Raw genomic sequence first — 12,558 nt, forward strand, 5'->3', positions numbered from 1 at the left:
AACATCGTGAAAAAAGCATGAGCAAAATCAGTGACTTGGATTGATATTTATAATGATTATAAATTGCGAATGTTTCGGGCAATGATTAACTTTAGGAAAACTTTTTAAACCACAAAAGGCACAAAAGTTTTTGTGGCACATTAGTCACGTAAGTTTTAAGTTGAGAACAAGAGAACACTTAAGTAAAAATCAAAGATTTCATTTTTTACTATCAATCTTAAAATTTAAACTGAATTTTTATGTCTTTTATGGTTGAATTAAATCTATCCATCACAATGAATTACAGAATAGAAAAAGACACCATGGGTGAAGTGCAGGTTCCTGCCGACAAATTCTGGGGTGCCCAGACCGAACGTTCCAGAAACAATTTCAAGATCGGACCGGAAGGCTCCATGCCGCATGAAATTATCGAAGCTTTTGCTTATCTAAAAAAAGCCGCCGCTTTTACCAACACGGATCTGGGCGTTCTGCCAGCGGAAAAAAGAGATATGATCGCTAAAGTATGCGATGAAATCTTAGACGGAAAGCTAAATGATCAGTTCCCTCTCGTAATCTGGCAGACCGGCTCTGGAACACAATCGAATATGAACGTGAATGAGGTGATCTCCAACAGATCGCATGTAAACAACGGCGGTACCCTGGGAGAGAAGGCGGAAGTTCACCCGAACGACGATGTCAACAAATCCCAATCTTCCAACGATACGTATCCTACCGCTATGCACATCGCCGCTTATAAAAAAGTGGTGGAAGCGACAATTCCTGCGGTTGAAAAATTGCGGGATACTTTAGCTGAAAAATCAGAAGCTTTCAAAGACATCGTTAAAATCGGAAGAACCCACCTGATGGATGCCACCCCGCTGACTCTGGGACAGGAATTCTCCGGGTACGTAGCCCAGTTGAATTACGGGATCAAAGCATTGAAAAACACCTTACCTCATCTTTCCGAGCTGGCTTTAGGCGGAACGGCAGTAGGCACAGGTCTAAATACACCGAAGGGTTATGATGTAAAAGTAGCGGAATACATTTCCCAATTTACCGGACTTCCTTTTTTAACGGCAGAAAATAAATTCGAGGCACTGGCGGCCCATGACGCTATCGTGGAATCCCACGGTGCATTGAAACAGCTGGCCGTTTCCCTGTTTAAGATTGCCCAGGACATCCGGCTGTTGGCCTCGGGACCACGTTCGGGAATCGGGGAAATCCACATTCCGGAAAATGAGCCGGGATCTTCCATTATGCCGGGAAAAGTAAACCCTACGCAGAATGAAGCGATGACGATGGTTTGCGCACAGGTGTTAGGAAACGACACCACGATTTCATTCGCCGGAACCCAGGGGAATTATGAGCTGAATGTTTTCAAACCGGTAATGGCGTACAATTTCCTGCAGTCGGCCCAGCTGATCGCGGATGCCTGTATTTCTTTCAATGACCATTGTGCCGAAGGGATCGAGCCGAATCATGAAAGGATTAAAGAACTGGTGGATAAATCATTGATGCTGGTGACCGCCCTGAATACGCACATCGGTTATGAAAATGCAGCCAAAATCGCGAAGACGGCCCATAAGAACGGCACCACTTTAAAAGAAGAAGCCGTGAATCTCGGCCTTTTAACTGCCGAACAGTTTGATGAATGGGTAAAGCCTGAGGATATGGTGGGAAGCCTGAAGTAGATTTACGGCAAAAAAGCTCATCATTAATAACTCACAATCTTATTAAACTCCGGTATTTCAGCCGGAGTTTGGTTTTATTTTTACCACTTAATTTGTTGACCTTTAAAATTCACCTTGATGATTTCCGGAAATCATCAAGATAAATCGTTCAATTTACCTTGATAAATTTTAGGGTTCATGCGGATAAATATTTCTGGCTATACCAATCTCTGAAAACCCGGCATCACCAACAAGCACGTAAAAGAGGGCTCATCCATCAAAAATGTTTCTGCCTGAGTTTATTTTTACACATGAGTCACAGAAGATATTTGGCATATTTTGAAAATATTTTAGATCACATAAGAGAAAAAGAAATTCATGTTATTATATTTTATAATTACGTCAAGCTTTAGCCCGACATGAAATTGTAATTCCAAATTGGCTTTAGCCAAGATTATCGTAGGTTTCGGCTAAAGCCGCTGATTATCCGACATAAGGTAAATGGGCTAAAGCCCATTTCTATTGATATTTGAATAGTATCGTTAAACCGAACTCACTTTAATTAAGAAATTAAACCTTAATTCTAAATGTTAAAAATAAAGTTAGAATTTAAAAACGATTTAATAAATTTATAATAAAGAGGATTTCCGAAAAGGATGTCACTGAAAACTAACTTTTAGTCAAATTTATTTTAAAACGGAATGCTTTCGAAAGATAATTTCTATGAAATTTTTTAATTAATAATATTTATTTAAAAATATAAAAAATTCGTTCATTCTCAGGCAGTTATTTGCTAATACATAAACGAAAAGTATAAAGAATACAGAGATGATGAATGAAAGTGTTTTCGGGGAATTTTTATAAGCACTCATCAGCCATCCGATAAGTAAAGGGTATACGAAAACAAAGTGCCCTCCATAGATGAAAGCGGTATGCAATCCGAATCTCATCACGCAATGGATGATGATGTCAAAAATGAATGATACCATAAGAATCTGCACCAGTTTATTTCTGAAATTTTTAAAATAGCTCCACAAAATCAATGCGAGTAAAACGGCGATAAAGATGTAAGGAACCCACGAAGAATAAACATCCATCAAGAGTCCTTTGTACTCATATCCCTGCATATTGTTTCTGTCGGTAACAATGAAGTTTGAAAATAATACGTTCCCGCCGAAGAAATAGGAAAGAATCATATCCCATAAAGGTCTTGAATTTACGTTTGAGAATTTTTCGTATTGTTCATTCGTTTTGCTGAAAATGTTTTCGTACTTAAAATCGATTCTGTTAAGATAAAGCAGGATAAAACAGGTGCAGGTCAATACTACCCTTAAAGCAGCATTTCCGAATTTTCTCCAGTTTTTAAAAACCCCTTTTTCAAAGGTTACAGGAATGAAAACCTTAAAAATATTGGTAATTGTAAGACCGCCAATGGCTACTCCCGAAAAGGCCAAAGCCAGCGCAGGTATCTTCTCCTCATTGTTAAGTTTTACCGCTGAATAATAATTGAATAGGGCGAGCAATAAAAGCGTATAGGTGAAGTTTTCCGGGGTAAATGATAAGAGAATTGTTGTAGAAAATGACCCTAAAAAAAGGATGAGTAAAATACTGATGTACACGGGCAAATGAATGATATTCTTCAGATATTTATACACCTGAACAATACTGAGACTTACTGCGATATTACTAAACCAGGCCAGGGCAAATCGGAAATTCCCGTCCATTTTACCGTCTGAAAAAAACAAAGCAGTCTTTCTGATACCCTTAAAGAAATAATAGGAAAGCGGATGTCTTTCGAAGCTTCCTCCGGTCATAACAATAGACTTGTTGTCGAAACTGAAATAAGCATCCCACGGAATTCTGCTGTCAAAAATAATCTTGTAGTGGATGGCTATATAAGAGCCCAGATAGCCGTAAACAACCAGGAAGAAGAGGAAAATGACAAGTTCAATTCCGGTTGATGGGAAGATGATCTTCAAAAGATCTATAAATTTTTTCTTGAATGTTGGCACTTCTAATGTTTTTGCAAAAATAAAATAAAAAAACTCACCATGAAGGTGAGTTTAAGAATTTAAATACGATGTAATTATTCTTTAATAATTTTTTCAGAACTTGAAGATCCGTCTGTAAATTCTATCTTCAATACATAAGCTCCTTTTGCAAGTGAAGAAAGATCTGCTTTTTCTGATGAGAAACTTAAGATTGATCTTCCGGCAATATCTAAAACCTCAGAAGACTTAATTTTCTTGTCAGACTTGATGCTGATTTCCCCTTTGGTTGGATTAGGGTAAACAGATAAATTGCTCATTGCTTTATTTAAATCTTTTGTTCCCAGAGACTGTGATGATTTAAACATTCCACCAACTGTAGCCGAAGTATTAAACCCTCCGGAATAGCATGTATTAGCGTCTGAGCATCTTACGCTTAAATGTTGCACATTATCTATTGCAGTCCAAGTCGATCCATTGTCTAAACTTTTCCAAGACCCGCCTGCAGAACTTGTTGCCAACAAAATATTTGTGCCCGGTACATATGTGATATCATTAATTCTATTAGAAGCAGTAATTCCTGTAAATGTTACACTTGACCATGTCGATCCGCCATCTGTAGTTCTGTAAAGTGCGATAGCTGAAGGTGTTGGATTGCTCGATGATCCGATAAAATTCTTTTTAAGCACGATCCCTCTATTCGCATCACTCCACGCCATATCTCCGTTTACCGTTGCTGATCCAAAATCTGTAAGGCTATACGTTGAACCCTCAAATGCAATGCTCCATGTTGCCCCTTTATCTGTTGATTTAAAGATACGCCCTTTATTCGTATAGAAAAATATATTGTTGCCTACAGCATAATATCCTGCATTATAACCATACTCATTAGCAAGAGGAAAAGGAATATTTATTTCAGAAACTCTCGTCCACGAAGTTCCTCCATTAGAACTTGTATACACTTCGAATACTCCTGTTTCTGGATCCCCACCTGCAACGACGTTGTTTGCATCAAATGCATGTACAAAATTTAAATAAGACTCTCCAACCGAAGAAAACTCCTGTTGAGCTGTCCAGGTTAAACCTCCATTAACGGTTTTATATACGGCACCCAAACCATCAGTATTAGTAGATGCCAAGGCACCTACCCATGCAGTTGTACTACTAACTCCTGAAATATTCGTTATTGTTAATGTAGGGTCTCCAACATTAATTGTTCCTGAAGTCCAAGTGGTACCTCCATTAGACGTTTTAGTAAACTCTTGTATGTTTGGTGGTGTACCAGATTGAGCACTTCCATCATAAGCAAAAGCCCAAACGGTAGAGGCATCATAAACCTCCAGTCCTGCAATACCTCTAGATGCAGTAGCGAAAGCAGTATTTTGTGTTGTCCAATACTGAGAAAAAGCCGATGAGCTAATAGCCAGCGCAAGAGCAGATAGTAAAATTCTTTTCATAAAAATTCTTTTTTTGTAAAACTAATAAAAAAAGCAGATATGTTGACCTATTTCTATGTTAATATTTTTTTATTTGTGACTTTAACTTAAGAACTACACGAAAGCATTGAGCATCCTGAAATATCATCATACCCTGACGGCCTCTTGGCAGAGAATTCCGGATAAATGGTATGGTACGGATTTTCAAGGGCATGGGTTAATTTTTGCAGCATTTCCGTTTTTCCTTCATTAATTTCTTGAATGCATTGGTACAAGAGGTAATTTCTTAAGATAAATTTGGGATTGGTTTTGTGCATGATGTCCAAAGATCTTTCTTTTGAAATAATATTTTTCTCCAATCTTGACTGATATTCTGTCATGAAATCTTTCAGTCTCAGAATTTTCTCATCATTCAGAAAAGCATAGGAAACATTCTCAAACTGAAGTCTCAGATCTTTCTGATCATCATACTTTTCAAGTTCATTAAAGAACAGAGTGTAGTCAAGCTTAAGATCCTGCATCAGGCTTTGCCAGTTTGTGAAAAATTTCTCATCATTTGTCAGCAACTGATCAAAACCGAATTTTCTGCAGAGCATTCTGTCGTGAGACTCCCAAAAATAACTTCCATAATCATTCAGGACGTCTTCCAGGAACTTTTCATCCTTGATTATTGGGTGAAGTGAATTCGCCAGCTGCCAAAGATTCCATTGGGAAACCTGGGCCTGTCTTCCGAAAGCATATCTTCTTCCTGGCAAGTCGGTCGTATTGGGTGTGAAATTCAGATCGTATTCATCCATCATTGAATATGGGCCAAAATCAATAGTAAGGCCTAAAACCGACATATTATCCGTGTTCATTACGCCATGTACAAACCCTACACGGTACCATTCGACCATAAGATCAGCGGTTCTTCTGCAGACAGCTTCAAAAAAATCCCTGTATTTCTGATGGCCTTCTGATTGGATTTCTTTAAAATAATGCTCAATAGTAAAGTCTACGAGTTCCTGCAGGGTGGTATATTCTTTTTGGGCGGACATCAGTTCGAAATGACCGAAACGTAAAAAGCTTTCTGCTGTTCTGATGATTACAGCCCCTTTTTCGTATTGTGGGTTTCCGTTATACATCATATCCCGAATCACTTCTTCTCCTGTAAAAGTAAGGCTTAAGGCTCTGGTTGTAGGAATTCCGAGGTGGTACATGGCTTCACTCATCAGATATTCCCGAACCGATGATCTCAGGACGGCCCTTCCGTCTGCATGTCTTGAGTAGGGCGTTGCTCCGGCACCTTTCCACTGTATTTCGTTTTTCTGTCCCAAGCTGTTCGTGATTTCTCCCGCAAGGATTGCCCTGCCATCTCCCAGCTGCCCTGCCCAATTGCCAAACTGATGCCCTGCATAGGCGGTTGAATAGGTTTTTATGTTTTGAGGCAGGTGGTTTCCAACGAGGAAATCAAGATCTTTTTTTTCATATGTCCCCAAACCGATTTCTTCCGAAAGTTTTTCATTAAAAACGATAAGTTCATGACGCTCAAAATCCGCCGGGCTTACCGTTGAAAATAAAACTTTGGGAGTATTTCTCTGCATCATATTCCCCGAAAAATCTCCCGGAAATTTTTTTATAAATGGTTGCTCTATATTTTCAATATTCATATCCCAAAGGTATTAATTAAAAAAGAAAAGACCTTCCAAATCATTGAAAGGTCTTGTGTATTTCTAAAAGAGAATTTATTTATTGTTGAAGTCTATATCTTCGCTGGAATTAAGATTCTCATTTACATTTTCTTCTTTTTTGCCTTGGCTTTTCGGTCCGGATGGCTCTGCAGGTCTTGGATTTTTGATCTCATCGATGGTCTGTAATCCGCCTTCGTCGCCGTATCCTGCGCCGAGTCCTTTCAGATTCGAGCAGCCGTCTTTCCATTCGGAAGGTTTCACGAATTTATCATCCGGAGAAATTTTCAGGCTCTTATCTGCCCAGACCTTCTTCATATAAATCGCCCAGATCGGAAGTGCCATTTTAGCTCCCTGACCTTCACCGGTTCCGTAGAAGTGGGTGGCCCGGTCTTCCCAGCCAACCCATGCGCCGGTGGCAAGCTTCGGAACAATACCCATAAACCAACCGTCTGAGTTATTCTGTGTCGTACCGGTTTTACCAGCAATTTCGATATCTTTAGAAATCCCTTTTCTTCCAAGCTCTCCTGAAGCAGTTCCATATTGTGCTACCCCTTTCATGAGTTCAATCATGGTGTAGGCATACATCGGGTTCATAACTTCTTTTGGTTCTACATTTACTTCTTTAATTACTCTTCCGTTTGCATCTTCAATTCTCCAGATCATTTCCGGTTTGTTGTAATTTCCATAGTTGGCAAAGGTACTGTATGCGCCTACCATTTCATAGATGGTAATATCTGATGAACCTAAAGCCATTGGGAGACTTGTCGAGATTTCCTCTGTTACCCCAAGATCTCTGGCGGTCTGAATAACACTCTGGGTTGTCGTCATTTCAGCAAGACGTAACGCAACAGGGTTTTGGGAATGGGCGAGCGCGTCTTTTAAAGTAAGCATTCCACCTCTTCCAGGAACATGATAAGTTCCTTTGTTAAAGCTCGCATTGGAGACTACTGAACAAGGTGTCATTCCCAGTTTCATAATCGCCGTTGCATACACGAAAGGTTTGAATGTGGATCCCACCTGTCTTTTTCCCTGTTTGATGTGGTCGTACTGGAAATGCTGCCAGTCGATTCCGCCTACCCAGGCTTTGATTTCCCCGGTTCCCGGAACCATAGACATCAGACCGGCCTGCGCCACTTTCTTGTGCCATCTGATAGAGTCCCAAGGTGACATTTCAACCTCTTCTTCACCTGCCCACGTGAAACGTGATGTTTTGATCGGTTTTTTAAATTCCATCATAATGGAATCTTCAGACACCCCTGCGGCTTTCAGCTGCTTGTAACGCCCTGTTCTTTTCATGGCCTGAACCATCAGGCTATTGATCTGCTTGCTGTTCAGGTAATAGAACGGCCAGTCTTTTCGCCCTCTCTGTTCTGCATCGAATCTTTTCTGAAGATCGGTCAAGTGTTCTCGGATTGCCTCTTCAGCATATTTCTGCATTTTAGAGTCAAGCGTAACGAATATTTTTAAACCATCTTTGTACAGATTCAGTTTTTTGCCATTTTCTTTTTCGTAATCTTTAAGATAAGCATCAATTTCCTTCTTCAGATAAAACTTATAATAAGCAGAATAATCATCATTGATATTTTTGATAGGATGATAATCTAAAGTAATCGGTGTTGCTGCCGCTTTATCATAAGTAGCCTGGTCGATATATCCTGTTTTGAGCATCTGTTCCAAAACCACATCTCTTCTGGCCTTAGCTCTTTCAGGATTTCTCATCGGATTATTCTTTACCGGATTTTCAAGCATTGCCACAAACATAGCAGCTTGCGGCAGAGTAAGTTCGGATGTTTTTTTATTAAAATAAATCTTTGAGGCCATTTCAATACCGTTGGCATTGTAAAGGAAATCGAATTTATTAAAATACAAAGTAACGATTTCTTCTTTCGTATATCTTTTTTCAAGACTTACGGCCACAACCCATTCTTTCAGTTTTTGAAAGGCTCTTTCAATTTTGTTCTGAGAAGCACCATTCGTAAAAAGCAATTTTGCCAGCTGTTGTGTAATGGTGGAACCACCACCACGGCTACCACCGTAAACCACTGCTCTTGCCACTGATTGCAGATCAATCCCTGAGTGTTCTTTAAAACGCTCATCTTCTTTAGCCTGTAGGGCATACACAAGAAAAGGCGGTAGATCCTTGTAGGTAATAGGCTGGGTTTTTTCTTTTTCGAATTTACCCAGCAAAACGCCGTCCGAAGAATAGATTTCGGAGGCTACATAAATATCCGGATTTTCCAGTTCTTTTACATCAGGCATTTCTCCGAGAAAGCCCTGCGAAACAGCAAAGAAAAGTCCTGAAATTCCCAATACTACGGCGATAAGTCCGACCCAGATAAATTTCACCCACTTTTTCCAGCCGGTATTTTTCTTCTTAGGAGGAAGAGGGAATGTTTTCCCCTTGTTTCCTGTATTTTGTTTGTTCACTTCCATTTATGATTACGGTTTAGCCGTTTCTATTTTTACTCCAATGTCTTCAATTCCCGGAAGGTTATCATTTCTCATAGCCTGTGAGAGGCCGATTTCATATTTTCCTTTTGCCGGAAATCGATAATTCAGTTTATACTGAAAGAAAGTTTCCTTGGTATCGCCAAAACCTGTTCCCAGCCATTCTCCATTAGGCTTTGCCAAAATATAATTCAGCGTATCCGTCTGTTTCTGTTTGGTTTGCAGGTCGGTAAAGTTCACAATAAACCTGATATTGCTGTAAGGATATTCATTGTTATTTCTTACAACAAATATAATATTTTTAGGATTTTGCGGATCTGAAACTTCAAGATTAAATTTCTGTTCACTTTTCTTATTCCATTTGTTATTAACGGAATTCATCATCACTTCTCCTTCTGAAGAAGAGTTGCAGCTCAAGAAAAGGATAAATGAGAATAATCCTAAAATTTTACGCATTGTTGTCTTTTTTTGGAGGAAACTTCTTTTTAAATTTTTTCTTGTTCGGATTCGGTTTTTTATCGGCCGAGGAATCTGTAGAAGCAGCTTCAGCTTTTTCCAACTGAGGTTTTTGCGGTTGGTTTTTTTGTTGCTTCTGCTGGTTATTCGGACTCTGCGGTCTTTCCTGTCTTTGAGGCCTGTCGGATCTTTCAGGACGGTCCTGTCTCTCGGATCTGCTGTTTTTTTTCTGGCCCTGATTCTGGCTGTTCTGGTTGTTCTGACTATTATTAGGTCTGTTTTGATTTCTGTTCCTGTTATTGCTTCTGCCTTTTTTCTCAAAACGGTCTACATTATTCTCCTGAATCAGGTCAATGCTTGCAAATGGCGTTTCAGGCTGTTTCAGATCTTCAAGAGGAAGCGTTTTTTCGCCACGCTTGTTTTTGGCAATTAATTTTTTGACAAGATCAATATCAAAGTCATACCAGGCTATTGAGTGATCTACATAGGCAAACCACATTTTCTTTTTGAAAACGTCGATTTTTATACAGAATGCTCTTCCTTTTTCAGTGTCCAATGTTGTAGAAGAAGAAGGGAAATTGCTCAATGCATCCAGGTAACTGTCCAATTCGTAATTTAAACAACATTTAAGCTTACCGCACTGTCCTGCCAGTTTCTGGGGATTAATGCTCAGCTGCTGGTATCGGGCTACATTTGTATTTACAGACCTGAAATCCGTAAGCCATGTCGAGCAGCAAAGCTCTCTTCCGCAAGAGCCGATTCCTCCCACTTTTGCAGCTTCCTGCCGGAAACCGATCTGTTTCATATCGATCTTGGTGCGGAATGCGCCTGCGAAATCTTTAATCAACTGCCTGAAATCTACGCGGTTATCGGCGGTATAATAGAAGGTGACTTTTGAAGCATCACCCTGATATTCCACATCGGTGATTTTCATTTCCAGACCAATCCTGTGAGCGATCTTTCGTGCTTCTATCTTTACATTTTCTTCTTTTTTCCGTGCTTCCTGCCATACCTCCAGATCTTTCTGGTTGGCCAGCCTGTATATTTTCTGTACCGATTCTTCAGAAAATTTTTTCTTTTTCATCTGAATTTTTACCAGTTCGCCGGTGAGACTTACCACACCTACATCATGTCCGGGACTCGATTCTACTGTTACGACACTACCTATGTGTAATGGAATATTATTTACATTTTTATAAAACGATTTTCTGTCATTTTTAAACCTAACTTCAACAAAATCACACCTGTTCGGTGCGGGATTGTTGATGTTGGAAAGCCAGTCGAAAACACTTAATTTATAACTATTACCACAGGTATTTACATTTTCACAGCCATTCGCGGTCTTCTTGGGTCCGCAAGAATGTGCAGAATCGCCGGATGTTTTACATCCACAACTCATATATTATATATTTAATTTGCAAATTTATGATTTTTATCTTTATAAGGTCTAAAATAATGAAATAATCAGAAAGACTGCTGTTTAGTTTTAAACAAACCGACAATTTCTTTCATTTGGGTTTTACTAATTTCCTATAAATGTTTTATTTAACTCACTTTTTAATGAAAATATTATTTTAAACATAGTTTTCTTTGGTTTTATTGTTTAAAATTTTATGATTTATTAACAGGCGTAAGCAAATTAATTTTATATTTGGGTTATATAATAATAGTCTATGAAAAAAATATTAGTATCAACTGCATTATTGGCAGGGGTTTTATCTTACGCAGGCGGCTTCAGGGTTTCTTTGCAAGGGGTAAAACAATTGGCAATGGCACATACGAGTGCTCATGCTGAAGATGCGAGTGTGGCATTCTTTAACCCTGCCGGGATGTCATTCATTCCCTCGAAGTTAAGTATTGTAGCCGGTGGATTCGGGGCAAGCAATAAAGTGACTTTCCAAAATCTAAATACATTACAGAGTACACAAACCGACAACCCGATGGGAACGCCTATTTACGCAGCAATAGCGTACAAGCCAATTGAAAAACTATCCGTAGGTTTCAGCTTTTCCACACCTTTCGGAAGTACGATCGAGTGGCCAAACGATTGGGAAGGAAGAGAAATGGTTCAGAGGCTTGAGCTGAAGAGCTATTATTTCCAGCCTATGGTTTCCTATAAATTTAATGATTGGTTGGCATTCGGAGCCAGCTATATTTATGCAAGAGGAACCGTAAACTGGGATAAAGCGATCACTCAATTCGGCGGTCAGCTTAATCTTGACAGCAAAGCGAGCGGCCATGGCTACGGATTCGGTTTTTATTTCAGACCGGACCCAAAACTGGATGTGAGCATCGCCTACCGTTCTCCTGTTGATATGAAAGCAAAGGATGGTACCGCAACCTTTAAATTTCCTTCACAGTCTGTTTATCCGTTGTTAGGCTTAGATTCATCCGGAAAAGACGGCTTTACGGCAACTTTACCTTTGGTGGAAGAATATACCATCGGCTTAACGTATAAAGTAACCCCGAAATGGTTGCTTTCTGCAGATTTCAACTATCACGGATGGTCAAGGTATACACAGCTGACACTGGATTTTGCACACGCGCCTGTAGGAAATCAGGCAGATCCTACGATTTCTGTTTCGCCTAAAAACTTCAGAAATTCAAAAACCGTAAGATTAGGGACTCAGTATGCCTTTACCAATATGATCTACGGAAGACTTGGAGCTTACTACGATGAATCTCCTTACTCTGATGAAAACTTTATCCCGGAAACACCTTCTTTCAACACTTTTGTTGTAACGGGAGGGGTAGGATTTAAGCTGAAACAGTTCGGTGTTGATGTGGCTGGTGGATATGCAATGCCACAGGCAAGAGATGTAAATAATAAAACCCTTGCTTTTTATGGACAGGCTAAAGCTACAGCATTCTATTTAGGTTTAGGTTTATCTTACAATCCTTTTTAATTGAA

General features: G+C 39.5%; 8 protein-coding genes. 2 read left to right on the forward strand and 6 right to left on the reverse strand.

Annotated elements, in window-relative coordinates; all coding sequences use genetic code 11:
- Window positions 1-275: 275 nt before the first annotated feature.
- Window positions 276-1,670 (forward strand): class II fumarate hydratase, encoded by a 1,395-nt coding sequence (gene fumC / locus AC0N32_RS00825; protein WP_476391986.1) that lies wholly within the window; start codon window positions 276-278, stop codon window positions 1,668-1,670.
- 716 nt (window positions 1,671-2,386) lie between these two features.
- Here the strand turns inward: fumC and AC0N32_RS00830 are convergent.
- The 6 genes from AC0N32_RS00830 to AC0N32_RS00855 all read right to left on the reverse strand — a co-directional run bounded on the left by AC0N32_RS00830 (window position 2,387) and on the right by AC0N32_RS00855 (window position 11,046).
- Window positions 2,387-3,661, reverse strand: coding sequence for a DUF6080 domain-containing protein (locus tag AC0N32_RS00830; RefSeq protein ID WP_476391987.1), 1,275 nt, complete (start codon window positions 3,659-3,661; stop codon window positions 2,387-2,389).
- A gap of 74 nt (window positions 3,662-3,735) precedes the next feature.
- Window positions 3,736-5,094: a T9SS type A sorting domain-containing protein gene (locus AC0N32_RS00835; RefSeq protein ID WP_476391988.1), complete on the reverse strand. Its 1,359-nt coding sequence runs from the start codon at window positions 5,092-5,094 to the stop codon at window positions 3,736-3,738.
- A gap of 86 nt (window positions 5,095-5,180) precedes the next feature.
- A complete protein-coding gene (locus AC0N32_RS00840; RefSeq protein WP_476391989.1) occupies window positions 5,181-6,722 on the reverse strand; it encodes a protein adenylyltransferase SelO in 1,542 nt (513 codons plus the stop codon).
- Window positions 6,723-6,797: 75 nt separating this feature from the next.
- A complete protein-coding gene (locus AC0N32_RS00845; RefSeq protein WP_476391990.1) occupies window positions 6,798-9,176 on the reverse strand; it encodes a penicillin-binding protein 1A in 2,379 nt (792 codons plus the stop codon).
- Between the two features lie 6 nt (window positions 9,177-9,182).
- Window positions 9,183-9,647, reverse strand: coding sequence for a gliding motility lipoprotein GldH (locus tag AC0N32_RS00850; RefSeq protein ID WP_476391991.1), 465 nt, complete (start codon window positions 9,645-9,647; stop codon window positions 9,183-9,185).
- The gene (locus AC0N32_RS00855; RefSeq protein ID WP_476391992.1) at window positions 9,640-11,046 is read right to left on the reverse strand and encodes a PSP1 domain-containing protein; all 1,407 of its coding nucleotides are present in this window, start codon (window positions 11,044-11,046) and stop codon (window positions 9,640-9,642) included. The genes AC0N32_RS00850 and AC0N32_RS00855 overlap by 8 nt, the downstream gene beginning before the upstream one ends.
- Window positions 11,047-11,320: 274 nt before the next feature.
- Here AC0N32_RS00855 and AC0N32_RS00860 point away from each other — a divergent pair, with 274 nt between their 5' ends.
- The gene (locus AC0N32_RS00860) at window positions 11,321-12,553 is read left to right on the forward strand and encodes an OmpP1/FadL family transporter (protein ID WP_476391993.1); all 1,233 of its coding nucleotides are present in this window, start codon (window positions 11,321-11,323) and stop codon (window positions 12,551-12,553) included.
- Window positions 12,554-12,558: the final 5 nt, after the last annotated feature.

Source organism: Chryseobacterium endophyticum (assembly GCF_056333165.1).

Excerpts from the sequence above, each read along its gene's own strand:
- AC0N32_RS00845 (WP_476391990.1), bottom strand. The coding sequence starts at position 9,176 with ATGGAAGTGAACAAACAAAATACAGGAAACAAGGGGAAAACATTCCCT.
- AC0N32_RS00835 (WP_476391988.1), bottom strand. The coding sequence starts at position 5,094 with ATGAAAAGAATTTTACTATCTGCTCTTGCGCTGGCTATTAGCTCATCG.
- AC0N32_RS00840 (WP_476391989.1), bottom strand. The coding sequence starts at position 6,722 with ATGAATATTGAAAATATAGAGCAACCATTTATAAAAAAATTTCCGGGA.
- AC0N32_RS00860 (WP_476391993.1), top strand. The coding sequence starts at position 11,321 with ATGAAAAAAATATTAGTATCAACTGCATTATTGGCAGGGGTTTTATCT.
- fumC (WP_476391986.1), top strand. The coding sequence starts at position 276 with ATGAATTACAGAATAGAAAAAGACACCATGGGTGAAGTGCAGGTTCCT.
- AC0N32_RS00855 (WP_476391992.1), bottom strand. The coding sequence starts at position 11,046 with ATGAGTTGTGGATGTAAAACATCCGGCGATTCTGCACATTCTTGCGGA.
- AC0N32_RS00850 (WP_476391991.1), bottom strand. The coding sequence starts at position 9,647 with ATGCGTAAAATTTTAGGATTATTCTCATTTATCCTTTTCTTGAGCTGC.